At 31.8% G+C, this 1,674-nt stretch carries 3 protein-coding genes; all 3 read left to right on the plus strand.

The genetic code is table 11. The annotated features are described in order from the left end of the window. Nucleotides 1-56 precede the first annotated feature (56 nt). Nucleotides 57-1,169, plus strand: a complete 1,113-nt coding sequence (locus EZH24_RS11340) for a phage replisome organizer N-terminal domain-containing protein (protein WP_137999209.1) — start codon at nt 57-59, stop codon at nt 1,167-1,169. Continuing rightward, the gene (locus EZH24_RS11345) at nt 1,169-1,453 is read left to right on the plus strand and encodes a MarR family transcriptional regulator (protein WP_137999210.1); all 285 of its coding nucleotides are present in this window, start codon (nt 1,169-1,171) and stop codon (nt 1,451-1,453) included. The genes EZH24_RS11340 and EZH24_RS11345 overlap by 1 nt, the downstream gene beginning before the upstream one ends. A 21-nt stretch (nt 1,454-1,474) precedes the next feature. Beyond that, the coding region (locus EZH24_RS11350; protein ID WP_137999211.1) for a hypothetical protein at nt 1,475-1,674 on the plus strand (200 nt) is incomplete at its 3' end.

Below are 1,674 nucleotides of genomic sequence, written 5' to 3' on the forward strand. Positions count from 1 at the left end.
GTATTAAAAATAAAATACAATGATGAAGTTATAGAAGTAGAACAAAAGGCTTGAGTATGGCAGAAAATAAAAAATACTACTATCTCAAGCTGAAAGATACTTTTTTTGACAGCGAAGAGATGAAAATACTTGAGAGTATGGACAATGGTATTTTGTACCAAAATCTATATTTAAAAATATGCTTAATTTCTTTGAAGTCAAACGGAGCTTTATTATTTAAGGATATGATTCCTTACAATATCGATATGATAGCAACTATAACTAGAATAAATAAAGACATAGTAAAAAGTGGACTAAATGTATTTAAACAGCTTGGATTAATTACTATAGCAGATAATGAAACTATTTATATGTCTGATATACAAACATTAATAGGTAAAGCCTCTACTGAAAGCGACAGAGTTTCAAAATATAAGAAAAAATTAGACACAATAAAAATTGAAGAAGAAGCTAGTAATAATTATGAAAATGATTGTAGTAATTTTGTAGAAGAACAAGAAGAAAACTGTAATAATTATGTAGAAAAACTACAAAAAAACTACGCTTCGGTTACACCAGAGAGAGAGATAGAGAAAGAGTTAGAATCAGAGAAAGAGAGAGAGAAAGAAAACCCGCCCCCCTCCTCTGATTTTGATTTGTTTGTTAGAGAACTGTGCGTAGTCTTTGAAACTTTCACTGCTAAAACTGCTACTTCGCTTTGCCAGATTGACGGCTATAAAACACCTCAAAAGCAAGCTGAATTAAAAGCTAGTTTTGAGGCTCGGCGATACGATTGGGTTTCTTGCGTAAAGCTAGCAAAAAAGACTGTTGAGAGCAAAAGCAGGCAGGATTTAAGCACGAGGTGGCTTGACTTCTTGTCTTATCTTCGGATATTTCTAAAAAACGGTGATGAAAAAAATAACAGCATAAAAAGGCATTACACTGCTGAAGAACTTGCTCAAAGAGAAATAAAACGTCAGCAGTTAGAGCTTGAGAAAAAGCAAAGAGAGTTGGAGGAAGAGCGGAGACAGAAAGAGATAGACAGGCAGGAAGCGGAAAAATTAGGGATGACGCTTGAAGAATATTATGACTATTGGGAACAAGAAGGCAGAAAAGCACAAAAAGAACTTTTAAATACAGGTTTCGGTAAAAAAATATATGAAATATTTCATAACGAGGAGTCTGAATAATGGCTAGAACAACTTCAATAGACTGTTATTACAGCAACATAAAAAACAAATTAGATAATAAGCAATTTAAACTAATTTATGATTGCTTACTTGAAAAAGGCTCAGCAACAAGGGGAGAAATCGCTCATTATCTAAAAATGGAAAAGTCAACAGTGTCTGCTAGAGTAAACAGTATGCTCAAACACGGCATTTTACAAGAGATAGGAAAAAGAGCTGACAAAATAAGCGGTGTTACAAATTATGTTGTAACAATAAATGAAAGCGGACAAGGAAGATTATTTTAATATTTATAAAAGGGGTAGTCAATGAATATGAAAACTAAAAATATAAAAAAAGTTATTAAAAGACATCATAAAAACAAACTAGTACATAAAGAGTTTGGAAAAGAATTAGGAGATATTTTTACTGAAGCATTAGGTGAAGTAAAGATTGAAGAAGAGGCTAAAAAATTAAAAGCTGAAGGCAAAGATATTGATAAATTAAGCTGTGATGAATTTAAACAAAG

Source organism: Brachyspira catarrhinii (assembly GCF_005518285.1).
In the GTDB taxonomy this organism is placed as follows: Bacteria; Spirochaetota; Brachyspiria; order Brachyspirales; family Brachyspiraceae; genus Brachyspira; species Brachyspira catarrhinii.

Excerpts from the sequence above, each read along its gene's own strand:
- EZH24_RS11340 (WP_137999209.1), top strand. The coding sequence starts at position 57 with ATGGCAGAAAATAAAAAATACTACTATCTCAAGCTGAAAGATACTTTT.
- EZH24_RS11345 (WP_137999210.1), top strand. The coding sequence starts at position 1,169 with ATGGCTAGAACAACTTCAATAGACTGTTATTACAGCAACATAAAAAAC.